This is a genomic window from uncultured Aquimonas sp. (genome assembly GCF_937888285.1).
In the GTDB taxonomy this organism is placed as follows: domain Bacteria; phylum Pseudomonadota; class Gammaproteobacteria; order Xanthomonadales; family Xanthomonadaceae; genus Aquimonas.
In genome coordinates this window covers 24833-50465 of sequence record NZ_CALART010000013.1, presented here as the reverse complement: position 1 = coordinate 50465, position 25633 = coordinate 24833, and the positions used below count along the sequence as shown (strand labels likewise).

The window sequence follows — 25633 nt, the reverse complement described above, 5'->3', positions numbered from 1 at the left end:
CCGCCTGCCTCCGGCCCGGCCCTCGCGCACAGCGCTCGGGCGTTCGGCGTCTCGCGCGGCAGTGCCGCGCAAGCGAGCCGCCTGCCTCCGGCCCGGCCCTCGCGCACAGCGCTCGGGCGTTCGGCGTCTCGCACGGCAGTGCCGTGCAAGCGAGCCGCCTCACTCCCAATCCCGGCTCTCGTGCTCTATGCCAATTCGTCGCCCTCCACCGAAGTCGTAGGGGCGGCACGCTGCCGTCGGCGTAGTCTCGGAGCTTCCTTCACGAGACTTTAAGGATTCCGCCATGCCCGCGCAGCCGCTGTCGTCCACGCCCAGACCCGAGGCGCAGATCGCGCCCGCGCCGGCGCTGGATTACCTGCGGCGAATTCTCACCGCGCGCGTCTACGAGGTCGCGCGCGAGTCGGAGCTGGATCACGCCCCGCGGCTGTCGGCGCGGCTCGGCAACACGGTCTGGCTGAAGCGCGAGGACAACCAGGCGGTGTTCTCGTTCAAGCTGCGCGGCGCCTACAACAAGATGGTGCATCTCTCGGCCGAGGCGCGGGCCCGCGGCGTGCTGGCGGCGTCGGCCGGCAACCATGCGCAGGGTCTCGCGTTGGCAGCGCGCAAGCTGGGCTGCCGTGCGGTGATCGTGATGCCGGTGACCACGCCGGCAGTGAAGATCGAATCGGTGCGCCGGCATGGGGGCGAAAACGTCGAGGTGGTCCTGATCGGCGATTCCTACAGCGATGCCGCCGCGCATGCGCGCGAGTTGGAACGCGAGCACGGCTACACCTTCGTGCATCCCTTCGACGATCCGGATGTGATCGCAGGGCAGGGCACGGTGGCGATGGAGATCCTTCGACAGCACACCGGGCCGCTGCACGCGATCTTCGTGCCGATCGGCGGCGGCGGCATGGCGGCCGGTGTCGCCGCCTACGTCAAGGCGCTGCGGCCGGAGGTGCGCGTCATCGGCGTGCAGACCGAGGACTCCGACGCCATGGCGCGCTCGCTTGAAGCCGGACATCCGGTCACGCTCGACGATGTCGGCCTGTTCTCCGACGGCACCGCGGTCAAGCGCGTCGGCGATGAAACCTTCCGCCTGTGCCGGCTGCATCTCGACGAGGTGCTGCGGGTCGACACCGATGCCCTGTGCGCGGCGATCAAGGACGTGTTCGAGGACACGCGAAGCCTGCTGGAGCCGGCCGGTGCCCTGGCCATCGCCGGCATGAAGCAGTACGTCGCGCGTGCGGGCCTGCGCGGCGAGGCGCTGGTGGCGGTGGCCTCGGGCGCCAACCTCAATTTCGACCGCATGCGTTTCGTCGCCGAGCGCGCCGAGGTCGGCGAGCAGCGCGAGGCCCTGTTCGCGGTGACCATCCCCGAGGAGCGCGGCAGCTTCCGCCGCTTCGTCAACCTGCTGGGCGGGCGCGGCATCACCGAGTTCAATTACCGGATCGGCGATGCCTCGGCCGCGCACATCTTCGTCGGCATCAGCACCCGCGGGCCGGGCGAGGCCGAGGCCCTGGCCCAGGCCTTCGCCGACGAGGGCTTCCCGGCGCTGGACCTGACCCACGACGAGCTCGCCAAGCTGCACCTGCGGCACATGATCGGCGGGCGCTCGCTGCTGGCGCGCGACGAGCGGGTCTACCGCTTCGACTTCCCCGAGCGGCCGGGTGCCTTGATCCGCTTTCTCTCGGCCATGAACCCGGACTGGAACATCAGCCTGTTCCACTACCGCAACCAGGGCGCCGACTACGGGCGCATCCTGGTCGGCCTGCAGGTGCCCGAGGACGATCGCCCCGCCTTCGACCGCTTCCTCGCCGGCCTGGGCTATCCGCACAGCAACGAGACCGAGAATCCGGCCTACCGCCTGCTGCTTGGCTGATCGCCCGGGACAGGGGCTGAACCGTGCCCGCTGTGCACTTGCAGCACGACTTGTTTCGGCTAGGCTGGGTCCCACATCGGGTCCAGCCAGACGAGAGGAGATCGCCATGAGCAGCCAGGGCAGCGTATGCGGCATGAACCCGAACACCGGCCGCGTGGTCGTGCGCACCGAAGGCGGCTACACCGTGATGGACATCGAGCGCGGCATCGTCGGCCCGCGTGACGTGCTGGCCGGCCGCATCACGGGGCCCGGTCGGGCCATCCTGGTCAACACCTCGCGCGAGTCCAGCGAAGTGACCGTGCGTATCGAGGTCATCGACGCTGCCCTCGATGTCGCCCGCGCCCTGCTGCACGAGGACGAGGTCGACAGTGATCTCGCCCGCGGTTGTGCCGAGGGTTCGGGGACGGCGTGAGGAGCGGGGATTGGGGATTCGCCAGGGGGCGGTGATCTCGTGCCTGGCACGCAAGCTCCAAGGGTGCAGCGGTCACTGCCGCTCTGTCGTGCAGCCACACCGCCCCGCGGGAAGAGAGCCCTCTTCCTCGCCAACGCCGAGGTGCGAATCCCCAATCCCTAATTCCGAATCCCCGCTTCAAACACCACCACATGCTCCAGATCCAGCCGGATGCCGATGCGCTGGCCGATGGCGTGGTCGTGGTGGCTGGGCACCAGCGAGAGCAGGCGTTCGCCGGAGTCGAGCCGCAGGGTGTAGAGGAAATCGGCGCCGCGGAAGGCGCGGGCGATCACTTCCGCCTGCATCGGGCTGGCGTCGTCGTGGACCACATCATCCGGCCGCAGCAGCAGCTGCAGACGCTGGCCCGGTGCGTGGCCGTTGCGCGGCGTGCGCGCCTCGCCCAGCGGGGTCTGCAGACGCTGACCGCCGAGGCTGGTGGCGTCGACGAACACGCCTTCGCCAATGAAGCGCGCGACGATCGCGTTGGCCGGCTGGTGGTAGAGCGCATAGGCGCTGTCCCACTGCTGCAGGGCGCCCTCGGCGACCACCCCGATGCGGTCGGCCATGGCGAAGGCCTCGACCTGCGAGTGGGTGATCAGCAGCGCGCCCACGCCTTCGGCCTTGAGCGCAGCGCGCACGTCCAGCGCCAGCCGCTCGCGCAGGTCGGGGTCGAGGCTCGAAAACGGTTCATCCAGAAGCACCAGGGCCGGCCGCGGGGCCAGCGCGCGGGCCAGGGCCACGCGCTGCTGCTGTCCGCCGGAGAGTTCGTGCGGGTAGCGCGGCTCGAAGCCGGCCAGGCCGACCAGGGCCAGCATGCGCCGCGCGCGCGCCTCGGCCTCGCGGCGCGGCAGGCGGAACAGGCCGAACATCACGTTGCCGAGCGCGGTGAGATGCGGCAGCAGGGCGTGGTCCTGGAAGACCATGCCGATGTCGCGGCGCTCCGGCGGCAGCTGCACGCCGGGGCCGCTCAGCACGTGCGGTTCGGCGTCTGCCGCGAGACTCTGGATGCGTCCGGCGTACAGCGGCGCAAAGCCGGCGATGGCGCGCAGCAGGCTGGTCTTGCCGGCGCCGGAAGGGCCGAGCAGGCAGCCGATCTCCCCGGCTTCGACGGCAAGATTCACGCCGGCGAGCACGGCGCGACCGTCGTAGCCCACCGCGCAGTCGATCAGTTCAAGCCGCATCGCGGGCGCGCCTCGTCAGCAGGAGTACGGGGATCAGGCCAACCGCGACGATGCTGAGCGCCGGCAGCGCCGCACGCCGCCATTCGCCCTCATTGGTCAGCTCGAACACGCGGGTGGCCAGGGTGTTCCAGCCGAAGGGGCGCATCATCAGGGTGATCGGCATTTCCTTCATCACATCGACGAACACCAGAAGCGCAGCGGTGGCCAAGCCACCTCGCAACAGCGGCCAGTGCACCTGGCGCAGCCGGCGCAGGCCGGTGACGCCGAGCAGCTGCGCGGCTTCCAGATGGCTCTCGCGCACGCGCAGCAGGGCGCTCGACACTGGCGCATGCGCGACCGCGGTGAAGCGTACGCCGTAGGCGATCAGCAGCAGGCCGAGGCCGCCGGTCAGGGCCATGTCGATCTGCAGACGATCCAGCAGCCAGCCGCTGGCGCGGATGACTGGCACGTACAGGCCGATCGCCAGCAGCGCGCCAGGCAGGCCATAGCCGACGGTGCCGATGCGCAAAGCCAGTGTGCTCAGCAGGCCCGGTTGCTCGCGCGCGGCCAGCGCCAGCACCAGGGCCGCCGCCACGGTCAGCGCCGCCGCCATCCCCGACAGCAGCAGGCCGTTGCCGACGAACTCGAAGTAGCGCGCGTCGAGCTCGTGCAGATGCGCCGCGGCGATCCAGCCGAGCCGCGCCACCGGCAGCACGAAGGCCAGCCCGAGCAACAGGGCGCAGAACGCGGTCGCGGCCCAGCGCCAGCGCCCCATCGGCAGGCGCGCGGCGTTCACCGCGCCCAGCTGCACGAAGGACTGGCGGCGCCGCGAGTGCGCTTCCAGCAGCACGAGGGCGATCACTGCCAGCAGCATGACTGCCGCGATCTGCAGGGCAGTGTCGGTGGAGAACATGGCGAACCAGGCGCTGTAGATCGCGCTGGTGAAGGTGTCGTAGTTGAAGGCGGCGACGGTGCCGAAGTCGGCCAGGGTTTCCATCAGCACCAGCAGCACGCCGCCGGCGATGAAGGGGCGCGCCAGCGGCAGGGCCGCGCGCAGAAAGGCGCGCTGAGGCGACATGCCGAGAGCGCGCGCGGCTTCGAGCGCGCGCGCGCCCTGGCTGGCGAAGGCATCGCTGGCGACGAGGTAGACATACGGAAACAGCGCCAGCGTCATCACCGCGATCACGCCGCCGCGCGAGCGGATTTCGGGCAGCAGCAGGCCGTGCTCGCGCAGCAGGCTGGCGAAGGTGCCGCTGTAGTCGAACAGGCCGATGAAGGCCACCGCGAACACATAGCCGGGCAAGGCCAGCGGTAGCACCAGCGCCCAGCGGAAGAAGCGCCGGCCGGGGAAGTCGGTCAGCGCGATCAGCGCCGCCAAGGCGGTGCCGAGCAGGACAGTGCCCAGGCCCACCCCGAGCAGCAGCCAGAAGGTGTTGGCGCCGACCCGCGGCAGCGTGTGCTGCCACAGGTGGCCGAGCATCTCGGGGTCGGGATTGAACAGCGCTGCCAGCGCAGCGACGAGAGGCACGGCGCTGGGCAGGCACAGCGCTAGCGCCAGCAGGCTCAGTCCGCCGAACCGCCCGCGCCGCATCGGCGGCGCGAGCGGCATCGCATCAGCGGTAGCCGACACGGTCCATCAGCTGGGTCGCCTGCACCTGCAGCGCTCCGGCGCGCGAGACGTTGATCAGGTCCTGGCGGAAGGGTCCCCACTCGGCCACGGCAGGATCGACTTCCACCGCCGGATTGGCCGGAAACTCCAGGTTGACCGACGCAAACTTGGACTGCGCATCGCCCGCCGACAGCCATTCGAGGAAGGCCTGCGCGGCTTCCGGTCGCTTGGCATGGGTGGTGATGCCGGCGCCGGACACATTGACGTGCACACCGCGCTGGCCCTCGCCCTGGTTGGGCCAGAAGATCGCCACCGGCAGGGCCGGGTTGTCGCGCTTCAGGCGACCGAAGTAGTAGGTGTTGACGATGCCGACGTCGCAGCGGCCGGCGCCGACCGCCTGGATCACCTCGTCGTCGCTGGCGAAGGGCTGCGCGGCCTGGTTGGCGACCCAGCCGGCAACGATGGCTTCAGCGCCTTCGGCCCCGTGGTTCTCGATCAGGGTCGCGACCAGGCTCTGGTTGTAGACCTTCTTCGAGGTGCGCAGGCACAGCCGGCCCTTCCACGGCGCGTCGGCCAGGGCTTCATAGGTGCTGAGCTCCGAGGGCTGCACCTTGTCGGTGTTGTAGATCAGCGTGCGGGCGCGCACCGACAGGCCGAACCAGCGGTTTTCCGGGTCCTGCAGATGGGCCGGGATATTGGCCTCCAGCACCGGCGAGTCGACCGCGCGCAGCAGGCCGAGCTGGGCCGCCTGCCAGAGGTTGCCGGCGTCGACCGTCATGAACACATCGGCCTCGGTGCGCGCACCTTCGGCCTGCAGACGCGCCATCAGCGGCGCTTCCTTGTCGGTCAGGTACTCGATCTTGACGCCGGTCTCGGCGGTGTAGCGCTCGAACAGGGGCTTGACCAGCTGCTCGTTGCGGGCGGTATAGACGACGAGGTCGGCGGCCTGGGCGGCGGGCGACAGCGCGAAGACGAGTGCGGCGAGGGCAGGGAGGCGGAAGCGCATGGGAGGGCCTGGGTCTTGGGGCTGGAAATGAGAATCGATGTTATCCAGCTGGGCGTGTACGGTCCATGTGCCTGAAGCCGGTGCGTACACTTGCGACCCATGAACCCTGAGACCCCGAAGCATGCCAGCCCGCGTGCGGCCGCAGGAAGCCGGCTGCTACCGCGCTTCGGCGCAGATTCCACCGAACTGTTCGCCGAAGCCGCGGTGCGCACGATCGATGCGCGCCTGATCGAGGCGCTGGATGGCGACGCCTACGCCCTGATGCAGCGCGCGGCCTGGGCCGCGCTGGATGCGCTCAAGCAGCGCTGGCCGCGGGCCCGCACCCTGGCCGTGGTCTGCGGACCGGGCAACAACGGCGGTGACGGCTGGGTGCTGGCGCGGCTGGCCGAGTCGGCCGGCTACGACGCCTGGGTGGTGCATCTGCGCGCCGACGAGGCGCGTGGCAGCGAGGAAGCGCGTCGCGCACGGCGCGAATGGCGCGGCCGCCGCGAGGTCTGGGAGGACGATCCCGAGCTGGCGGCGGAAAGCCTGGCGCTGGCCGATGTGGTGGTCGATGCCGTGTTTGGCCTCGGCCTTACGCGTGCACCGGGTGCCCCGCATGCCGATCTGATCGAGGCGATCAACGCCGCGCAGCGGCCGGTGCTGGCCGTGGACCTGCCCTCGGGCCTGCGCGCCGACAGCGGCGAGGCGCCGGGCGTGGCAGTGCGGGCGGACCTCAGCATCAGTTTCGTCGCGGCGAAGCCGGGGCTGTATACCGGCGCCGGCCGCGCGCTGTCGGGCGAGCGCCGACTGGCGCCGCTGCTGCCCGAGGGCATGGACGCGCCGGGCCCCAGCGCCGACTTCGAGCCGCAGGCGATCGCGCTGGAGGCACGCGCGCTGGCCGGCGCCCTGCCGCGTCGACGCATCGATGCGCACAAGGGCGACAGCGGCCATGTGATGGTGCTCGGCGGCGACAGCGGCATGGCAGGCGCGGCCTTGCTGTGCGCACGCGCCGCGCTGCGCGCCGGGGCCGGGCTGGTCAGCGTCGGCACGCGCGCGGCGCATGCCGCGGCGCTGGTGGCCGCGCAGCCCGAGTGCATGGTGCGCGCGGTCGAAGCGGCCAGCGAGCTGGATCCCCTGCTTGAGCGCGCGACCGTCATCGCGCTGGGGCCCGGGCTGGGGCAGGGTGACTGGGGGCATGCCCTGTTCGAGCGCGTGCTCGTCGCGCATCGGCCCTGCGTGCTCGATGCCGATGCCTTGAACCTGCTGGCGCAGGCGCCGCGCGCCTGTGCGCAGGCCGTGCTGACGCCGCACACGGGCGAGGCCGCGCGCCTGCTCGGTGTGAGCACCACGGAAGTTCAGCGCGACCGCTACACCGCGCTGGCGCATCTGGTGCAGCGCTACCAATGTCCGGTGGTGCTGAAGGGCGCCGGCAGCCTGGTCGGTGCGCCGGGCGAACTGCCGCGGGTGATCGATGCCGGCAACCCGGGCATGGCGGTCGGCGGCATGGGCGATCTGCTGGCCGGGGTGATCGCGGCGCTGATCGCACAGGGGCTCGAACCCTTCGATGCGGCCGTACTGGGCGCGCTCGCGCATGCGGCGGCAGGTGATCTTGCCGCGGCCGAGGGTGAGCGCGGCCTGCTGCCCTCCGACCTGCTGCCGCTGCTTCGGCAGGTGCTGAATCGTCCGCTGGAGACCCCGCGATGAGTGCTCGATCATCCTCGTCGACGGGCACGCTCGTCCTCGATCTGGGGGATGAGGCGGCCAGTCAGCAGCTTGGCCAGCGGCTCGCCGCCACCTTGCCTGCGCGCGCGGTGGTGCATCTCCAAGGCGACCTCGGTGCCGGCAAGACCACCCTGGCCCGCGCCCTGCTGCGCGCGCTCGGCGTCGAGGGCGCGATCAAGAGCCCGACCTACACCCTGATCGAGCGCTACCCGGTCGACCGTGGCGAGGTCGCGCATCTGGATCTCTACCGCATCGCCGATCCGGAAGAGCTGTCCTTCCTCGGCCTTGATGAACTCGTCGACAGCGCGCGTCTCTGGCTGGTGGAGTGGCCGGACCGCGGTGCGGCCTTCCTGCCGGCCGCCGACCTGCGGATCCGTCTTGCCGTAGCGGGGGCGGGCCGGCGCGCGGAACTCGAGGCGCTGAGCCCGCTGGGCGCCGACTGGCTGACCGCGCTGGCCGAGCGAAAGTGAATATTTTCAAACACTTGGCCTGCGCGCACCGGGCCTGCAGCGGCGCCCGATGCGGGGGCTGCCTGCACCAGAGTTGAACCCCAGTCGAGAAAGCACGCGCATCTGGCGGATTTCCAAGCGTTTTTTGTCTTGCATGGCAGCTCGGCTTCGGCTTGAATGTGCGCCATGTCAAGGGGATGGCTCCAATCCGCACTGCTCGTACTGCTGAGCCTGGCCGCGTTCGCGGCCGGCGCCGTGGAAGTGCGCGAGTTGCGCGTCGCCACCGGCGAGGAGCGCACCCGGCTGGTGCTCGACCTCTCGGCCAGCGTCGACTACAAGCTGTTCGCGCTGGAGAACCCGCACCGCATCGTCATCGATCTGAAGTCGGCCAGCATGGGCCGTGGCGCCCGCGTGCCCGACTTCCGCCCCGGCGTGCTGCAGCGCGTGCGCACCGGCGTGCAGAACGGTCGCGACCTGCGGGTGGTGCTGGATCTGCAGAGCGGCGTGCGTCCGCGCAGCTTCATCGAGCCGCCCGGCGATGGCCGCGGCCATCGGCTGGTGATCGATCTGCCGAGCGAAGCGCCGGCGGTCGCGCAGGCGCCGGCACGCACGGTACAGACCGCCCTGCCCAGCAGCGATCGCGACATCGTCATCGCCATCGATGCCGGCCACGGCGGCCGCGATCCCGGCGCGATCGGTCCGGCCGGCACCTTCGAGAAGACCATCACCCTGGCGGTGGCGCGCGAAGTCGCCCGCCAGGTCAATGCGATGCGCGGCTACAAGGCCGTGCTGATCCGCGATTCCGACGTCTTCATTCCGCTGGAGCAGCGCTACCGGCTGGCGCGCGAGGCGCAGGCCGATCTGTTCGTGTCCATCCACGCCGATGCCGCGCCGCGCTCCAGCGCTGCTGGCTCCTCGGTCTACGTGCTGTCGACCCGCGGTGCCACCAACGAGGCCGCGCGCTGGCTGGCCGACCGCGAGAACGCGGCCGACCTGGTCGGCGGCGTCAAGCTCGACGACAAGGACAACACCCTGGCCGCGGTGCTGCTGGACCTCGCCCAAAGCGCGACGATGAAGGCTTCCGAAGACGCCGCCAACCAGGTGCTGAATGCGCTGAAGCGTGTTGGCAAGGCGCACAAGCCGGCGGTGGAGCGCGCCAACTTCGTGGTGCTGCGCTCGCCCGACGTGCCTTCGATGCTGGTCGAGGCCGCCTTCATCAGCAATCCGGGCGAAGAGCGCAAGCTCAATGATCCGGCCTACCGCACGCGCCTTTCTGCGGCGGTGGCGGACGGTATCCGCGACTTCTTCAGCCTGCAGCCGCCGCCCGGCACCTGGGTGGCCTCCAACGCCACTGAGCGCGCGCGCGAGCACATCGTCGCCCGCGGTGAAACCCTGAGCGCGATTGCCGTGCGCCATGGCGTGCCGCTGGCGCGATTGCGTGCCGCCAACGCCGGCCGCCTGCGCGGCGACGTGGTGCGGGTGGGCGACCGTCTGCAGATTCCTGGCGCCTGAGAGCTGCTCAGCCCCGCGTGGCGGGCCAGGTGTTCTCGAAGAAACATGTGGTCGTCATCCCCGCGAAGGCGGGGATCCAGGACTCGTGCGACTGGGGCGAGCTACCCTGGGCCCCCGCTTCCGCGGGGGCGACGATCAGCGGGGTCGCAAGCGTTCTGTTTCTTGAGAATTTTGTAGGGCGGACAAGCGCAGCGCATCCGCCAGCCGATACCGCAGGCACGGCGTTCTGGCGATGGCGCCGGCGGGACTGGGGCGTATGGCGCGGCTCCGCATGCGGTCCGGCGGTTGGCGGGATGGCGCCGGCGTGGCAGTGTCCGGTCTTCTGCAGCCACGGAAGCCGACCCATGCCCGAGATCATCAACCCACGCGAGCACGACCTCGGCGGATTCAAGGTGCGCCGTGCCCTGCCGCATGCCAGCCGTCGCCGCATCGGCCCCTTCGTCTTCTTCGATCACATGGGTCCGCACACCTTTCCGCCGGGCGAGGGCATCGCCGTGCGGCCGCATCCGCACATCGGCCTGGCCACGGTCACCTGGCTGTGGGAGGGCTGCATCCGCCATCGCGACAGCCTGGGCAGCGTGCAGGACATCCAGCCCGGCGACGTCAACTGGATGATCGCCGGCTCCGGCATCGTCCATTCCGAACGCAGCCCCGAGTCGCTGCAGGATCACGCCCACCCGATCCACGGCCTGCAGACCTGGATCGCCCTGCCGGTCGAGCAGGCCGAGATGGCGCCGGCCTTCGAGCACCATTCGGCGTCTTCGCTGCCGCGGCTGGTGCGTGACGGCGTCGACCTGACCTGCGTAGCCGGCCATGGCTTCGGCATGCGCTCGCCGGTCAGCGTGCAGTCGGACACGCTGTACGTGGCGATCGAGATGCAGGACGGCGCCGACTTGGAGATCCCGCCCGAGCATGTCGAGCGTGCGCTCTATCTGGTCGAGGGCGAGGCCGAGCTCGACGGCATGCCGCTGCCGCCCTGGGCCCTGGTGGTGCTGGACGAGGGCAGCCTGCCGCGCCTGCGCGCGCAGGGCAGGGCGCGCCTGATGCTGTGCGGCGGTGCGCCGCTGGGCCCGCGCTTCGTGTGGTGGAACTTCGTCGCCAGCAGCCGCGAGCGCATCGAGCAGGCCAAGCAGGACTGGGCCGAGGGTCGATTCGCGAAGGTTCCGGGCGAGAGCGAGTTCATCCCGCTGCCGGAGCGCTGAGACGCGCGATCGGCGCGCGCCGCGGTCCGCGCGTGCGAGGCATGGGTCCAGGTGTTTTCCAAACCCCTTGCAGTGCCGGTGTCGACATTCTGCGGGCGTACAACACAGGCTCCGAGCGGATGGGCGACAACACGAACCCGCCAAGCTCGAATGACGCCATGCCCCCGACAACCTTGGTCCTTCGGCTCGCGTAGGGTGCGCCTGCGGCACACCACCTCCACGACGCAGGGTTTCGCGGCGGGCTAAAGCGCGCCGGAGCGCTCCATGCCTTCGACCCGCAGCCGTTCCCGCGGATCGAAGCTGCGCTGGCGCAGGGCGTCGAGCGCTGCGGCGCTGGCTGTGCCCGAGCTCACCAGTCGATCGCGCTCGCGCGCATAGGCCTGCAGCCGCGCGTCCCAGGCCGCACGTTCGGCGTCGAGTGCGTCCAGACGCGCTGCGGCCTGTGCGCCCCACAGCGCGGTGCGCTCGGCGCGACGCTGCTCGACCGGCAGGCCCAAGGCCTCGAACTGCCGGCTCTGTTCCTCGGCCAGCAGCGCCGCGCGCGCCTCGCGCTCGGCCGGTGCGAACGCTTCCGGCGAAGGCAAGGCGCCGGCAGCGCCCGGATCTAGCCGCTGCGCTGTGCGCGCATCGTGAGCGCGGGCTTCGCCGAACATGGCCTCGGCGTCTTCGCCGAACCACTGCTGTTCCAGCGACCGTCGCGCCTGCAGCGTGTCCGTGAGCGATGCGCCCGCGGGCAGGGCGGCGAGCGCCTGGCGCAGGCCCAGGTAGCGCTCGAACGCGGCCATCACCTCGACCACCGAGGACGCGCCGAGGCGCTGCGTCGCGTGCTCGGTGAGCAGGGCGCGGATGTCGGCGAGCTCGAGCTCGCCGAGCAGGGCGAGGTGGTACTCGAAGAAGCGCACCGTGGCGGCGTCCATGTGCAGGCGACCGTCGGCGGCGAGGCGAAGCTCGCCGTCGACTTCGCTGCCGCGCAGCGAACTGCGTGCCAGCCGGTCGGACGCGCGCGCCCGCTTATCTGCAGACATCGGCGTGGGCAGCGCCACCGTCAGGGTGTGCTGCGCGACAGCGGGCGCCGTGCGCGCGCTGCGGCCCTCGCGAGCGCCGAGTGGCGCGCCTGCATCAGAAGACGGCGCTTGCGCCGGCGCTTCTTCCTGCCGCTGCGGCAGCACCAGCAGCACGCCGAGCAGCCACAGCCCAAGCACGGCGGCGCTGCCGAACAGCAGGTGCCGGCGCATCTCCGTCGGCGTCTCCCGTCCGTCTGCTGCGGCTTCGCGCGCGTGCACGGGCCTCAGAGCCCCGCGTTCTTCAGCCGGTTGGCGTGCGCGCGCAGCACCGATTTCGGATCGGGCGTGAACCATCGGGTCAGGCCCAGCACCTGGTTGACCTGGTCAAGGTGATTCCACGGATAGTCATCGCGCAGAACGACGCCAAGGTGTGAGCTGCAGCGCCCCACCAGGCCGTCGTTCTGCTCGAAGCCGAAGAACAGGCTGCCCGCCCCCAGCAGCGGATCGCCGGCATCCAGCACGTTGGTCAGCACCGCCGTGCCGCCCCAGCTGTAGTAGCGGATGCCGTTGACCACCGCCGCGCCCTGGCCGCAGGCGGTGGCTGGCATGCCCTGCGGGAAGCGCCGGTTGAAGTCGGCGGCACCGCGCGAGGACAGCGAGGCCAGCGCGCCGAGCGCGTTCTGCGGGTCGCGGCTGCCGGACAGGAACTCGATGAAGCCCGACAGCGCGTTGACGAAGCCCGCCACCAGCGGCCGCAGCGGCGAGCCCGCGGGCAGGGTGGTGTCCAGCGCGTCGGCGACCTTGCTGCCGGTGTGCGGCGCGCCGATGGAGGTGACCGAGGCCACCAGGTCGGGGCGCACCGCGGCGACGTAGCGGATGGTCGGCCCGCCGTGGCTGTGGCCGATCAGGTTGAATTTCGCGTGGCCGTGGATCGCGCGCAGGCTGTCGAGCTGGCGGATCAGCTGTTCACCGCGCACCTCGCTGAAATTGCTGGCGGAGACATCCGCCACGTAGACCCGCGCACCGCCGGCGCGCAGTTCGGACGGCATGCCGTACCAGTAGTCGTACACGCCGAGCAGTGAGTCAAAGCCGAGCAGGCCGTGCACCAGCACGATAGGGTGACGGGTCTGGGTATAGCCGCTCTGGGCGAGCACGGCGGTGGATGCGAGGCACAGCAGCAGGGCCGCGAAGGCGGCGCGGATCGAACGTACGAACATGCTTCCCTCCCCGAAAGCGTGTCGATGCGGTGTGCGGCTCGCGGGCGGCCTGTTGTTGTTCGGCCTGCCGCGCGCGCCGGTCGAATCCGTTCGCGTGAGTCCCGGGACGCGACCCTACGCAGGCGTAGGGTGGGCATCAAGCTGCGCTGCAGCGAAGTCTGCGGGCCCGCCAGCAGCGATGCCGCAATTCTGCAGGGCAGCATCGCCGCCGGGGCGTCGATACCCCGCTGCGATGTCCATCACGGCTTCGTGACCGAACTGTTAAAGTTCGCGTCCGATGCGCCCTGCGCCGAACCTCAAGGACTCCGTCATGCACAAGCCCATGCTGCTGGCCGCGCTGCTGACTTTCGCCTCCGGCTTCACCCAGGCGCAGACCGCGCCGCCGCCCGCCGAGGGCGTGGTGCCGATCACCTATGTCGGCAGCAATGGCCGCATCGGCGTCGGCGTCAATGACGACGGCGACGTCAACGGCGAGTTCCTCGGCTTCTTCGCCCACCGCGGCCACGCCACCGGCATGGTCGAGGGCTGGTACGGACAGGGCGGTGCCGGTGGCTTGAAGCTCGGCTACCACTGGCTCTGGGGCGGGCGCACGCTGGACCAGGTCATCGCCGACCCGACCGGCGCCAGCGTGGCCAAGGTGTTCGCCGCGGTCGACCGCAACGTGATGGGCGATCGCAAGGCCAGTCTGGGTTTTGGCTGGGAGCGCGAAACCTGGTTCGGTGATCTCTACGTGTCGGCAGGCCTGACCGACGAGCGCCTGGTCGACACCCGCACCCTGGTCAACGTGAGCACGATCACCGGCACCACTGCAGCCGGACGGCCCTTCACCCAGCAGCGCACCCTGACCACGATCACCCGCGCCTTCGAGCAGGCCTACGACCACGGTGTCGGTGCCCGCTTCGGTCGCTTCTTCGAAGAGGCCCAGCTGCGCCTGCAGGCCGGCTTCGACCGCGAGTGGGGTGACTTCAGCTCGCACCAGAACACCTTCAGCCTCGGCGTCGAGAAGTTCATTCCCGGCACCGGCCACAGCATCGGCCTCAGCATCGAGGCCCTGCGCCGCGCCGGCGACTTCGTGCTGGATCGCTCCGACACCCGCGGCATGCTCAGCTGGCGCTACGACTTCGGTGGCGCGCAGGCGTACCGCGAGGTGCAGCCTTACCGCGATGTGGAAGTCGTCACCGAAGTCGAAGTCGCCGGCGAGCCGCAGCTGGTGCGCAACGAGGTCGGCATGGATGCCGCCACCTACTTCAAGCTCGACCGCTTCAGCCTGCAGGACGCCGATGCCTCCCAGCTGGATGCGCTGCTGGCGGCGCTGAAGTCGGATCGCCGCGTCTCACGGGTCAGCATCGTCGGCCACACCTGCGATCTCGGTCGCGAGGCCTACAACCAGGGCCTGTCCGAGCGCCGCGCGCGCGCCGTCGCCGAGTTCTTCGCCAGCCACGGCGTCGCCATCGACGAGATGGACATCCGCGGCGAGGGCGAGAGCAATCCGCGCTTCCCCAATGATGGCGAAGCCAACCGCGCGAAGAATCGCCGCGTCGACGTCAGCTTCCTCAGCGTCGAGGAAACCACGGTGCCGGGCGCGGTGCGTACCGAGCAGCGCAGCGAGTGGAAGCGCGAGCCGGTGGCGGCGCCGCCGGCCTGGATCGAGCGCGCCCTGCGCAACCCGGCCGCGCACAAGCGTGCCGTCGATGTCTACCGCTTCGAGGAGACCGAGCAGAGCGAGCAGCTGGGCCCGCAGGTGCTGGTCAACCGCGCGCCCTTGGCCGTCGACGACAGCGCTACGGTCGACCGCAATGCGGCCGCCATCAGCATTCCCGTGCTGGCCAACGACAGCGACCCCGATGGCGATGCGCTGACGATCACCGCGACCACGGCACCGGCCAACGGCACGGCCACCCTCAGCGGCAGCAGCGTGCTGTACACCCCGCGCGCCGGCTTCACCGGCAGCGACAGCTTCACCTACACGATCAGCGATGGCGCGCTCACCGCGACAGCGACGGTAAACATCACCGTGCGCATCGCGCCGCCGGTGGCCAACCCGGATACGGCCAGCACCGTGCGCGGCACGCCGGTCAGCTTCAACGTGCTCAGCAACGACAGCGATCCGGCGGGCGAAGCCTTGAGCCTGGTCGCGCTCGGCTCGCCCTCGAACGGCAGCGCCAGCTTCACCGCCGATGGCGTGGTGACCTATACGCCGGCCGCTGGCTTCGTTGGCACTGACACCTTCAGCTACCGCGCCCGCAATGTCTCGGGCGTGGAAGTGGAAGGCCGCATCACGGTCACCGTCACCGCGGTGCCGCCGCGCGCCCTGTCCGACATCGCGACCACGCCCTACAACACGCCCGTGACCGTCAATGTGCTGGCCAATGACAGCGACCCCTCCGGCGACACGCTGAGCCTGGTCGAGGTCACCGGCGCCCGCAACGGCACGGTCAGCTTCAGCGCCGATGGCACGGTCACCTTCAGCCCGGACGCAGAGTTCTTCGGCGGCGTGATCACCCTGGGCTACCGCATCCGCAACACCGCCGGCGGTGAGGACAGCGCCAGCCTGGTGATCACGGTGTCGCCGCCGGTGGGCCCGATTGCCGTGGCCGACGAAGCCTTCACTCCCGGCGTCACGCCGGTCGACATCGACGTGCTGGCCAACGACAGCGATCCGCAGAACCTGGCGATCCGCGTGGTGACGGTCAACCGCGGTTTCCGCGGCACCACCACCCTGCTGCCCGACGGCCGCGTGCGCTACACGCCCAGCGACACCTGGTGCGGCACCGACCTGTTCACCTACACCATCCAGAACACCGCGGGACTCACCGCCACCACCACCGTGATCGTGCGTCGCATCGCCGGCAGCACGTCCGCGCCGGCGGCGTCAGCCAAGAGCTGCTCCATCCAGTAAGCCCAGCGCCGGGGCGGGCCGCGACCAGCAGCCCGCCCCGCGCCGTCACTGAGTCGGCAGTGGAGATGTGAGCGCATGCGTCGATCCTCCATCGCCGGCCTGACCGTGCTGGCGCTGCTCGCCTTCGCCGGCAATTCCCTGCTGTGCCGCGCGGCCCTGCGCGACACCGCCATCGACCCCGCCAGCTTCACCCTGCTGCGCATCGTCGCAGGCGCGCTCGTGCTCGCCCTGCTGGTGGGCCTGCGCGCGCCAGCGCAGCTGCGCGCCGGCAGCTGGACCTCCGCCGCCGCGCTGTTCGCCTATGCCATCGCTTTTTCCTACGCCTACATCGGGCTCAGCGCCGGCACCGGAGCGCTGATCCTGTTTGGCGCGGTGCAGGCCAGCATGCTGGGCTGGGCGCTGCTGCGCGGCGAGCGCTTCGGCGCGGTGCAGAGCCTGGGCCTCGTGCTCGCCATCGCTGGCCTGATCGGCCTGCTGCTGCCGGGCCTGTCCGCGCCGCCCTTCGGCGCGGCCCTGCTGATGCTGCTGGCCGGCATCGCCTGGGGCGTCTACAGCCTGCGCGGACGCGGGGCAGGTGACCCCACGGCGGTCACCGCCGGCAACTTCCTTCGCGCGGTACCGATGGCCGGTGCCGCCATCGCGATCGCCCTGCTGCTCGCGCCTGATGCAATGCAGATCGATGCGCCGGGCAGCCTGCACGCCATCGCTTCCGGCGCGCTCACCTCGGGCCTCGGCTATGCGATCTGGTATCGAGCCCTGCCGCAGCTGCGCGCCAGCACCGCCGCCACCGTGCAGCTCAGCGTGCCGGTGATCACCGCGGTGGCGGGCGTGCTGCTGTTGAGTGAACCGGTGAGCCTGCGGCTGGTGCTGGCCTCAATCGCTGTGCTGGGGGGCGTGGCGCTGGTGGTGCTCTTGCCGAAGAGGCCGATGCGAAATGGATGAGCCAGAACTTGAAGCTCGGCACGTTGCCATGTTGGGAGCCTTGATCGCTTTCGATCAGGCTAGCGAAAAGGATGCGCCGCGCCCGCTGGATGAGCGCGAGTACGAGGCCACCCACTTCCGCTTCGATGCCGCCAAGCTTCCGGCACCTTTGCCTCGGTCCCGGCTGTCGGGCCTGCGCATCGAGTATCGCGGGCGACGTGAAGGCTGGGGACTTGCGGACGATCTCATCCTGCACTGCTCGCGTCCTGATGCCTGGAACCTGGGGCTGTGGCTGATCGCCTGCGTGCTGCACGCGCCGGACTTCGAGCCAGTCCTTGAGCTGGGTGAGAGCACCGAGCGGATTCGCCGGATTCGACTGGAGCGTGAGCGGCCCTCGTCGCGGCCATTCGCGCTGAAGATGGAAAGCTATGGCTGGCGCCCCGCCGAGCCCGAGGAGTGGCTGCGCAGCGACCCCACCTGGTGCTTTCTGGGTCAGCGCGCGCAACTGCAGCTGCTCAACAGCGACGAGTTCGACATGGCGCCCGGATCGTTCGAACGTCGCGACACGCTGCGGCTTTGCGGGGCCGATCCCGCTCTGCTGATGCTGGCCGAGTTTCTGCTCAACTTCGGATGCAGCCATTCGGATCTGAACTACGAGTACTTCCATCAGATGCTGGATGAATTCAGTTGCGACGCCCGCCTCCAGCTGCCGGACGTCGAGGCCGTGCAGATGCGATGAGTCCGCGGCAGTGGCTGGGCGCTCCGTCGTTACGCCAAGGAAAATTGGCGACGCCTGCGGGGCGCGAATCGCGCAGGCGCGTATCTATTCGTCGCGAGCGGTGCCGTCCCGCACCGGCTCCGCACCGCGCAGATCCAGTCCGGTGCTCGCCCGCGCCGGCCGCGCCAGCGCGCTGCCGATCAGCACCAGCAGGGACACGTAGTAGGACCAGGCCATCAGCAGCACCACCACGCCGGCAGGGCCGTAGGCGTCGGACAGGCCGGCGCGGGCGAAGTACAGGCCCAGTGCCCACTTGCCGATCTGGAACAGCAGGGCGGTGGCGAGGCCGGCGCGCAGGCAGGGCCCAAGCGGCGGGCGCACATAGGGAACGTAGTGGAACATCAGGCCGAAGCCGAGCGCGATCAGCAGGGTGGCGAGGGTTTCGCTGGCTGCCGCCAGCAGCGGCGTCGAGCCGGCGAACAGCGCGGCTACGAGGCTGCTGGCGATGAAGGTGGTGAGCAGCAGCATGCCCAGGCCGACCAGCATGCCGAAAGCCACCAGCCGCCCGCGCAGCCAGCCGCGCCAACCGCCGATGGCATGGCCCTCCAGGTCCCAGAGCCGGTTGATCGCGATCTGCATCTGCCCGAACACCGCGCTGGCGGAGAACAGGATGGCGCCGAAGGCCACCGCACCCGCGAGGCTGTCCGGTGGGCCCGCTTCGACGCGCGACAGCACCAGCTCGGCGGCGCTGGCGACCTGCGGCCCCAGCAGTTCGCGCAGCTCGGCAATGAAGGCGGCCTCGCGGCCGGCGCCGAGCTGGGCCAGCGCGACCACGGCCACGGTCAGCAGCGGGGCGAAGGACAGCGCCGTGTAGAAGGCGATCGACGCCGCCAGGGTCAGCGGATCACGCGACCAGAAGGCCAGCAGGTGCTGGCGCCAGATCTGCCAGCGTGGCACCGGTGTCGTGCCGTCCGGGTTCATTCGCGCACGCCCGGCGTGCGGTTGCTGCGGGCCTGCAGCCGGGGCGCCTGCCTCGGGCGGCGGGTCTCACGCGTCATGCGACAAACGTTCGAACGAGAACAGCGCGCGCAGCGGATGCGACCGGCGCTCCAGCGTGGCCGCCAGCAGCTCCGTGCCGATCTGCGAGAAGGTGATGCCGTTGCCGCCGTAGGCCATGGCGAAGAACACGCGCGGGCCCCACTGCGGGTGCGGGCCGAGGAACGGCAGGCCGTCGAAGGTCTCCGCGAACGTGCCGGCCCAGGCCCAGGCCGGCGTCAGCTGCAGCTGCGGCAGCGCCCGGGCGATGCGCTTGGCGATCTTGGCCGCCTTGGCATCGACCCGGGCGTCGCGGCGCTTGGGAATGTCCACGGTGTCGTCTTCGCCGCCGGCAACGAAGCGGCCATCGCCCGTCGCACGCAGGTAGAAGTAGGGCCGCGCCGACTCCCAGACCATGGTGTCGCGCAGCGCCGCATGTGCATCCACGACCTGATGGTCGCTGGCGAAGGCGTAGCTGCTGCGGTTCTTCGCCACCGCCTGATCAAGAAAGCGCTGCGACTCGTAGCCGGCGGCCACCACGACGCGTTCAGCGCGGATCACCGCACCGCTTTCAGAGATCGCACGGACCCCGCGCGAGGCCGGCGACAGCGCGACGATGCGCGCGCGATCGTGCACGCGTGCACCGGCACGCGTGGCTGCCCGCAGCAGGGCCAGCGCAGTGGCATAGGGGTCCAACCAGGCGGCGTCGCGGCTGAGGATGCCGCAGGGCGCATGCGCGCCGTAGCGTTCACCGAGCGCACCAGTGTCCAGCCACTCGACCGCGAAACCGTGCCGGCGGCGCAGCGCGTATTCGTCCTGCAGGGCGCGGGCATCGCGGCGCGAGCTGGCGAGATAGAGGCTGTTCGCCGCCGACTGATCCACCCGCAGCTGCGCGGCGCGTCGACGCACCGCGCCCACGGCATCGAGACAGGCGCGATAGGCGGCGATCGCCGCGTCCTCACCGTAGCGCCGGGCGAGGTCCACTGCATGGGTGTCGATCTCGTACTGCAGCAGGGCGGTGCTGGCGGCCGTGCTGCCCCAGCCGACATCGCGCTGGTCGAGCACCATCACGTCGAGCCCGGCGCGGGCGAAGCGATCGGCGAACAGCGCGCCCGTGATGCCGCCACCGATGACCAGGAGTTCGCAGCGCGCATCGTCCTCGAGCGGCGCGAAGACCTCGCCGAGTCCGTTCTTCACCGCCCAGTAGGGATAGCCGCTTTTCAGGTCCATGCCTGCGGACAGCAACAGGCATGCCAGCGCGAGAGCCCTCTGCAGCAAGGCATCGCGCGGAGGCGTCTTGCGCGCGCGCCGTGCGCCTTGCCCGATCGATTGCAGTTCGCAAGGGCAGGGCGAGTACGTCGTGGCCTGCGCGAAAGCCTGCGCGCGTCGGCTGCGAGGCGACCGACGCGCGCTGCAACGGTCCTTGGGCCTTGTGCTGAGGCAAGGCTGAAGAATCCAGCGTTGTCGCGCGCCACGCAGGGCGCGTCCGCGGATCAAGCACGCGATGCCTGATCCAGCGAAAGCGAGTCCGGACATGTGCCGGACTCGCGACCACTGGTCAAGGACAGGAGGGACTTGATCAGTGTTGCCCTAGAACTGCCGTCTCACCCAGAAGCCTGCGTTGCTGTCGTCCTCCAGCTGCCCGAAGAAGCGCTGCACGCGGCCGCCAAAGACATTCGCGCTGGCGCCCAGCAGCCACTGGTCGCTCAGGCGATGGCTGGCGGTGAGGCGCAGCCAGCGGTCGTGCTGGTTGGGCGAGTGGAAGGCGATGGCGCTCAGGTTCAGGCGATCGCGCAGGGCTTGTCGCGTGATCCGCAGCGAGACCAGCTGGCGCGACTCGCCGTTGAGCGCCGAGGCATTGCCGGGTTCACTGTCGTGGCGCTCGGCGTAGAGCTGCAGGCCGATGGTCAGCTTGGGTCGCCATTCCTTCTCGAAGGCGGCCATGGCCGCGCTCTTGTGCGGCACGCGCGCGGCGACGGCCCCCACACCTGCGCCCAACTCCGCGCCCGACCATTCGCGTCCGGCCTCGAACGAGGCGATGCCGCCGAATACAGGCCCGCGCAGGCTGAAGCCCGCGCTGTCGCGGCGGAAGTGGCTGGGCCGGCCCTGCGCATCGGCGCCCAGCGGCTGCTTGTCGAAGCCGCGGTAGCCGTACAGCGCGTACTCCACGCCTTCATGCCTGCGATGCAGACGCAGGCCCCATTCGCTGCCGCCCGGCTCGCTCGCGTCGATCAGATCGCGGCCGCCGACGCGCTCACCGCTGCGCGCATCGAAGAAGCCTAGACGCTGGCCATCGATGTAGCGGTCGGGGGTGAAGCGCGGCGTCCAGGCGAGATCGACGCTCAGCGCATCGAAGCGCCAGTCGAGCCGCAGACTGTTGGACGGCGCCTTGAAGTAGAGGTCCTCGCCGCCGACCAGCGGGGTCTCGAAATCCTTGGGAAAGCGGTCGTTGATGAACAGCAGATCGCCCGTGCCCCAGGACAGCACCTGGCGGCCGATGCGGGCGTGGCCGCGGCTGCCGACCGGCAGGCTGAGCATGCCCTCGCGCAGGTCGAACCAGAGGCCGTCTTCGATGCCGTCCGCATGCACGTCGAGCTTGGCGCTGAGCTGCGCGTGTTCGAGCTCGTGGCTGACTTCGATCTGGCCCTTCAGCTCGGCGCGGCTGGCGCGGTTGTCGAACAGCGGGTCGCGCTTGAAACGGGTGCTGAAGGCGGCTTCGACATAGCCGCTCCACTGGGTGGGAGATTCCTCGCCCCAATCGTCCCAGTCGTCGCTCTGCGCGATCACTGCAGACGACAGGCCGAGCGCCAGCAGCGCGGCCAGCGGCCGCAAACGAACACCTGCACTCACGGGCGCAGCCACTGCTGGGGCGGGTTGCGCAGCGCGGCGGTGCCGAAGGCACTCTCATCGAGACCGATGTCGTACTGCGGGCTGCGCATCTCCATCAGCGTGCTGCTGCCGGAGCGCAGGTCGGTCACCTGGCTGCGCACCACGGTCGGATGGCCCTGCACCACGGCGGTCTCCAGGGTCTCGATCTTGCGGAAGAGCTCGCCGTCGGCGTTGTAATACTCGGCGCGGATCGGCAGGAAGGTCTTGGGATCAATGACCGCGTGCGAGTAGGCGAACTCGACGCTGTCCGGTTCCTTGGGATCGCAGCGGATGACGATCTCGCGCTCGCCCTCGCTGACGATCGAATGCCAGTCCAGCGCCGGATTGCGGCCGCTGATGTCCTCGTAGAAAAAGTCCGAGCCGACGAAGCTGGTGCGCTTGTCGCCGGCGGAGATGCGCTTCTCCAGATCCAGCGCCGGCAGATAGAGCCAGCGATCGTCGTCGCGCGCGGTCTTCTTGTTGACCAGAAACGCCGTGCCGCGCACGTCGGCGGGGCGCGAGAACACGACCAGGAAATCCTGGTCGCCGCCGTCCTCGATATCGCGGCGCAGGATGGTGAACACGCGCTGCTGCTGCTGGCCGCGGCCGTCGGTGATCAGCATGCGCGCCAGCGTGCGGCCGTCGTCGCCGGCGTAGCGTGCGGCCTGCTGGGCTCTCGCCACGATGGCTTCCGCGCGCGGGTCGACCTCACGCGCCAGCGCGCTGCTGGTCGTGAGCGCGGCGAACAGGGCAAGGGCGAGGGTCTTCAGTACAGGCGTCATCGCATCATCCTCTTCAACATCCATCCATTGCCGGCGCCCAGCAGGGCCGCCAGCAGGTACAGGCTGACCACGGCCGAGAGCGCCATGATGCCGGCCAGCAGCCAGCCCACGGTGATGTAGGGCACCAGCGGCGCGAACAGCAGGGGCGTGAAGCCGACCGCGATCACGATGGCATTGCGGCTGATCGCCAGCGCTGGCTCGCGGAACAGCGCATCGAGCGTAGCTTCGACGTTCTGCAGCTCACGCGCCAGGGCGCGTGCGCGCTGCAGGAAGTGGATAGCGAAGTCGACCGCCAAGCCCAGCGCTAGCGCCGACAGCACCGCGATCGGCATGTCGTAGTCCTTGCCCATCCAGCCGACCAGGCCGTACAGCACGCCGATCGACAGGGTCAGCGGCAGCATCGCCAGCAGGCCCAGCGGCAGGCTGCGAAACAGCAGGATCATCATCACCAGCACGGCGACCCAGGCGCCCGCCAGGCTCATCGCCATGCCGCTGACCATCTCGCCCTGCCAGACGCGATTCAGATGGGTCTTGCCCGCCCAGCGCGCGCTGACACCTTCCGGCAGCGGATGCGCGGCGAGATGCGCGGCGACGAAGTCCTCGACCCGGCTCATATCCTGATTGTCGCCGCTCGTCATCTGCAGCCAGACCAGCGCGCTGCGGTAGTCGGGGGTGACGAAGTGCCAGAGGTCCTGCGGCCGGTGCGAGCCCTGGAACTGCAGCAGGGTCTGGGCGACGCCGGCCTGGCTGTCGGGAATGCGCTGCTCGGCCAGCTCACCGCCGCGCAGCTCGCGGTGCACGGTCTTGACGATGTCGGTGACGGCGTTGGACTTGCCGACCAGTTCGGAGACGTCGAGCGCCTGCTGCAGCTGTTCGATCCAGCGCAGCATGTCGGGCTGCTGGAAGCGCGCCAGCTGACCCTGCGCCGCTTCGATGCGTGCGGTCCAAGCCTCGATGAGGCCGAAGTCGGCGTCGCTGTCGTCGATGGCGTCCTGCGCAGCACGCAGTGCATTCGCCGTCTGAGGTTCGGTCTGCAGTGCGCCCAGCACGGCTTCGCGCAGCGGGTCCGCCGGCAGCGCCGACCAGTCGCGCGTCCAGTCTGCGCGCAGGGCGTCCACGTCCTGCTCCAGCACCAGCCAGGCATCGTAGGTGCCGGCGAAGTGCGCGTTGAGCGCGCGATCGGCCACGCGGATCTCGTGGCTGGCCTTGAACCAGCGCACCGGGTTGTCGTTGATATCGATGCGCAGGATGCCGACGGCGCTGAAGGCCACGGCCAGCACTGCGATGCCGAACACCAGTGAACGCCCGCGCTGCGAGCTGCGGCGGATAAAGGCCAGCGGCGCATACAGTCGGCTGCGCTGGGTGTCGACCGCGGCGATGCGCGCCAGCGTGGCCGGTGACAGCCGGCACAGGAAGGCCGGCAGCAGGGTCATGGTCAACACGAAGGCCAACAGGATGCCGAAGGCCACGAAGGCGCCGAACACCTGCACCGGCGGGATCGGCGTCAGCAGCAGCGAGGCAAAGCCCACCGCCGAAGTCAGGCTGGTGTAGAGCATGGGCTTGAACAGATCGCCCAGCACCTCCTGCATCACTGCGCCAGCGTCGTCGCCGGGGCGATAGCGCTCGGCGAAGTCCGACTGGATGTGGATGGCATCGACCACCGCGATCGGCATCAGGAAGATCGCGATCATCGAGCTCATGATGTGGACCGGGAAGCCCAGCCCGATCAGCGCGCCCATGGTCACGATCACGCTGCCCATCGCCACCAGCATCGGCCCGGTGACGAACAGCGCGCTGCGGAAGAAACCCCACATCAGCAGGAAGATCACCAGTCCGGCCAGCGGCGCGCAGATCGCCATCTGTACGAACATCTCGTAGCCGAAGGTGTCCTCGGCCACCGGCAGGCCGGTGATGTGGAAGGCGTCCTCACTGTCGAGCGCGTCGATCAACCCGCGGATCTCGCCGGCGATGCGATGGCTCTCGTTCTTGTCTTCGATCGGCACGTACAGCGCTGCGGCGCGCGCGTCTTCCGAGGCCAGAGTCCCGTAGGCCTGCGGCAGACGCTCGACGGCGGCGCGGATCGCCTGCGCTTCGATCTCGGTCGTGGGCGGCGTACGCATCAGCCACTCGAAGCGCACCGTGCCCGGCCCGCCCTGGGTGACGTTGTCGACCTCGGCCAGCGACATCAGGTCGACTTCGACCACGCCCTTGATGCGCTTCACCTCGGCGCTCAGCGCATGCAGAGCCGCCAGCGAGCGTGGCGTGTAGATGCTGCCCTCGCGGGCGATCACGCCCACGACGATGGCATCGCTCAGGCCGAAGCGCTGCTTGGCCTCATTGTGGAACACGCGCTCCGGCTGCTCGGCCGGCAGCATGTTCTCGGGATCGGTGTCGATGCGCACCTGCGGGAACTGCAGCAGGGCGAACAGGGTGATCGCCAGCGTGGCCGCGAACACGGGCCAGGGACGTTCGATGCAGGCGCGCCAGAGCGCGCGCAGGGCAGGGGGCATGCGGAGGCTTCTCTTCAAAGTGCGCGCGCCCGGGTTCTGGCGCAGGGCCCAGAGTTTAGGGCAATACGCACCAGCTCCATCCCGGGCGCGATCCTCGACGCCCGTCGATACTCGCGCCCCTTGCGAGTTGGACGCCCAGTTCGATCGCGGCGGCCAGCAGCGGAAAGGTGTTCACCTGCCTGAGCTCGACGCGCCGATGGAACAGTGGTGCCTGAGTCGCGCCAGCACGCGATGCACCGCACTGCTCGGCTGACCTTGAGCGTGCCGCCCTCAGGCCACGCTTCGTGAGCTCCTGGCGATCGCCGCACGATGAGTGTCCACCCACTGTGCCAGCGCATCCAGCGGCGGCTTGAGGCTGCGCCCAAACTCGGTGATGACGTACTCCACCCGCGGAGGAACTTCGGGGAACACCTCCCGCTGCACGAGACCGAGCGCCTCGAATTGGCGCAGGTGCTTGGTGAGCTCCTTCTGGGTGATGCGACCCACGAGGCGCTGCAGCTCGGAGAAACGCACTGGCCGCTTCTGCAGGATCAGCCGGTACAGCACCGGGAAACTCCATTTGCCGGCGAGCAGGTCGAGCAGCTGCACCATCGGGCACTCGCCGCTGGGGCATACAGGCTGCACGAGGGGTTCGGTCGCCTGGGCGGAGGCAGGGCGGGGCATCGGCGTTCTCGCGAAAAGCCAGCAGCGGCGCAACAGGTTGCCACAGGAAACCAGGTTTCCAA

Annotated in this window: 20 protein-coding genes; 9 read left to right on the top strand and 11 right to left on the bottom strand. The window is 70.0% G+C overall.

From position 1 onward, the window contains the following. The first annotated feature begins 283 nt into the window (after positions 1-283). Together ilvA and Q0654_RS04415 are read left to right on the top strand one after the other, a co-directional pair. On the top strand, positions 284-1861 hold the full coding sequence (gene ilvA, locus Q0654_RS04420) for a threonine ammonia-lyase, biosynthetic (protein WP_298850880.1): 1578 nt from the start codon (positions 284-286) through the stop codon (positions 1859-1861). A gap of 106 nt (positions 1862-1967) precedes the next feature. Further along, a complete protein-coding gene (locus Q0654_RS04415; protein ID WP_298850878.1) occupies positions 1968-2273 on the top strand; it encodes a hypothetical protein in 306 nt (101 codons plus the stop codon). A gap of 158 nt (positions 2274-2431) precedes the next feature. On the opposite strand, the gene Q0654_RS04410 is transcribed toward Q0654_RS04415, so the two are convergent. Genes Q0654_RS04410 through Q0654_RS04400 form a run of 3 tightly spaced genes read right to left on the bottom strand, consistent with a single transcriptional unit; the run spans position 2432 to position 6087 of the window. Next, a complete protein-coding gene (locus Q0654_RS04410) occupies positions 2432-3493 on the bottom strand; it encodes an ABC transporter ATP-binding protein (protein WP_298850876.1) in 1062 nt (353 codons plus the stop codon). Next, a complete protein-coding gene (locus tag Q0654_RS04405) occupies positions 3483-5102 on the bottom strand; it encodes an iron ABC transporter permease (protein WP_298850874.1) in 1620 nt (539 codons plus the stop codon). Before Q0654_RS04405 ends, Q0654_RS04410 begins: the two co-directional genes overlap by 11 nt. Next, a complete protein-coding gene (locus Q0654_RS04400; RefSeq protein ID WP_298850872.1) occupies positions 5086-6087 on the bottom strand; it encodes an extracellular solute-binding protein in 1002 nt (333 codons plus the stop codon). The genes Q0654_RS04405 and Q0654_RS04400 overlap by 17 nt, the downstream gene beginning before the upstream one ends. Before the next feature lie 99 nt (positions 6088-6186). Between Q0654_RS04400 and Q0654_RS04395 the strand changes: the two genes are divergently transcribed. The 4 genes from Q0654_RS04395 (at position 6187) to Q0654_RS04380 (ending at position 10954) form a co-directional block, all read left to right on the top strand. After that, positions 6187-7773, top strand: coding sequence for an NAD(P)H-hydrate dehydratase (locus Q0654_RS04395; RefSeq protein WP_298850870.1), 1587 nt, complete (start codon positions 6187-6189; stop codon positions 7771-7773). Then, positions 7770-8261, top strand: a complete 492-nt coding sequence (tsaE, locus tag Q0654_RS04390) for a tRNA (adenosine(37)-N6)-threonylcarbamoyltransferase complex ATPase subunit type 1 TsaE (protein ID WP_298850869.1) — start codon at positions 7770-7772, stop codon at positions 8259-8261. Before Q0654_RS04395 ends, tsaE begins: the two co-directional genes overlap by 4 nt. A gap of 165 nt (positions 8262-8426) precedes the next feature. Continuing rightward, positions 8427-9752 carry an N-acetylmuramoyl-L-alanine amidase gene (locus Q0654_RS04385; protein WP_298850867.1) on the top strand — a complete coding sequence of 442 codons (1326 nt, stop codon included), beginning with the start codon at positions 8427-8429 and terminating at the stop codon, positions 9750-9752. 344 nt (positions 9753-10096) lie between these two features. Further along, positions 10097-10954: a pirin family protein gene (locus Q0654_RS04380; protein ID WP_298850865.1), complete on the top strand. Its 858-nt coding sequence runs from the start codon at positions 10097-10099 to the stop codon at positions 10952-10954. Positions 10955-11196: 242 nt separating this feature from the next. On the opposite strand, the gene Q0654_RS04375 is transcribed toward Q0654_RS04380, so the two are convergent. Both Q0654_RS04375 and Q0654_RS04370 read right to left on the bottom strand, forming a co-directional pair. Further along, on the bottom strand, positions 11197-12189 hold the full coding sequence (locus tag Q0654_RS04375; protein WP_298850862.1) for a lipase secretion chaperone: 993 nt from the start codon (positions 12187-12189) through the stop codon (positions 11197-11199). 53 nt (positions 12190-12242) lie between these two features. Beyond that, positions 12243-13175 (bottom strand): triacylglycerol lipase, encoded by a 933-nt coding sequence (locus tag Q0654_RS04370; protein ID WP_298850860.1) that lies wholly within the window; start codon positions 13173-13175, stop codon positions 12243-12245. A 310-nt stretch (positions 13176-13485) separates the two neighbouring features. Here Q0654_RS04370 and Q0654_RS04365 point away from each other — a divergent pair, with 310 nt between their 5' ends. The 3 genes from Q0654_RS04365 to Q0654_RS04355 all read left to right on the top strand — a co-directional run bounded on the left by Q0654_RS04365 (position 13486) and on the right by Q0654_RS04355 (position 17734). After that, entirely contained in the window at positions 13486-16074 is a 2589-nt protein-coding gene (locus Q0654_RS04365; protein WP_298850858.1) for an Ig-like domain-containing protein, read from the top strand. 75 nt (positions 16075-16149) lie between these two features. Beyond that, positions 16150-17016: a DMT family transporter gene (locus Q0654_RS04360; RefSeq protein WP_298850855.1), complete on the top strand. Its 867-nt coding sequence runs from the start codon at positions 16150-16152 to the stop codon at positions 17014-17016. Between the two features lie 28 nt (positions 17017-17044). Beyond that, a complete protein-coding gene (locus Q0654_RS04355) occupies positions 17045-17734 on the top strand; it encodes a hypothetical protein (protein ID WP_298850853.1) in 690 nt (229 codons plus the stop codon). An 84-nt stretch (positions 17735-17818) separates the two neighbouring features. Here Q0654_RS04355 and Q0654_RS04350 read toward each other — a convergent pair whose 3' ends face one another. The 6 genes from Q0654_RS04350 to Q0654_RS04325 form a co-directional block, all read right to left on the bottom strand. Then, on the bottom strand, positions 17819-18694 hold the full coding sequence (locus Q0654_RS04350; protein ID WP_298850850.1) for a YihY/virulence factor BrkB family protein: 876 nt from the start codon (positions 18692-18694) through the stop codon (positions 17819-17821). A gap of 66 nt (positions 18695-18760) precedes the next feature. After that, positions 18761-19978: an FAD-binding oxidoreductase gene (locus tag Q0654_RS04345; protein WP_298850849.1), complete on the bottom strand. Its 1218-nt coding sequence runs from the start codon at positions 19976-19978 to the stop codon at positions 18761-18763. A 360-nt stretch (positions 19979-20338) separates the two neighbouring features. Continuing rightward, positions 20339-21598 (bottom strand): hypothetical protein, encoded by a 1260-nt coding sequence (locus Q0654_RS04340; protein WP_298850848.1) that lies wholly within the window; start codon positions 21596-21598, stop codon positions 20339-20341. After that, positions 21595-22398 (bottom strand): outer membrane lipoprotein-sorting protein, encoded by an 804-nt coding sequence (locus Q0654_RS04335; RefSeq protein WP_298850847.1) that lies wholly within the window; start codon positions 22396-22398, stop codon positions 21595-21597. The genes Q0654_RS04340 and Q0654_RS04335 overlap by 4 nt, the downstream gene beginning before the upstream one ends. After that, positions 22395-24908: an MMPL family transporter gene (locus Q0654_RS04330; protein ID WP_298850844.1), complete on the bottom strand. Its 2514-nt coding sequence runs from the start codon at positions 24906-24908 to the stop codon at positions 22395-22397. The genes Q0654_RS04335 and Q0654_RS04330 overlap by 4 nt, the downstream gene beginning before the upstream one ends. Before the next feature lie 270 nt (positions 24909-25178). Further along, on the bottom strand, positions 25179-25532 hold the full coding sequence (locus tag Q0654_RS04325; protein WP_298850841.1) for a helix-turn-helix domain-containing protein: 354 nt from the start codon (positions 25530-25532) through the stop codon (positions 25179-25181). Between the last annotated feature and the right edge of the window lie 101 nt (positions 25533-25633).